The sequence below is a fragment of the Actinoallomurus acaciae genome, assembly GCF_042429965.1.
Lineage (GTDB): Bacteria > Actinomycetota > Actinomycetes > Streptosporangiales > Streptosporangiaceae > Actinoallomurus > Actinoallomurus acaciae.
This window is the reverse complement of sequence record NZ_JBHLZP010000504.1, coordinates 5,761-6,108: the sequence shown is the minus strand read 5'-3', so window position 1 is coordinate 6,108 and position 348 is coordinate 5,761. Positions and strand designations below refer to the sequence as shown.

General features: G+C 75.3%; 1 protein-coding gene. It reads right to left on the bottom strand.

Annotated features, from left to right (window positions below; genetic code table 11):
* Positions 1–348: PEP-utilizing enzyme (locus ACFFNX_RS40130; protein ID WP_378211398.1), on the bottom strand; the 348-nt coding region annotated here is incomplete at both ends.

The following is a 348-nucleotide window of genomic DNA, read 5'->3' as shown; positions in this document are numbered from 1 at the left end:
GGCGCTGGGTGAGCTGGAGTACGCCGAGCAGCCGTGCGCGACCTTGGAGGAGCTGGCGGCCGTACGGGCGCGGGTGACCTCCTCGGCGGACGGATCGGGGCGTACGTCGCCGGAACCGCCGTCGACGAGCACGACGGTGCCCTCGGCGAGCGCGGTGCAGCCGGGGCAGGCGACCACGGCCGGCACGCCCATGGAGCGGGCCAGGATCGCGGTGTGGCTGGTGGGGCCGCCCTCCTCGGTGACGAAGGCGACGACCTTCGCGGGGTCGAGGAGTGCCGTGTCGGCGGGCGCCAGATCGCGGGCGACCAGCACGAACGGCTCGTCGGAGTCCGGTACGCCCGGCATCGG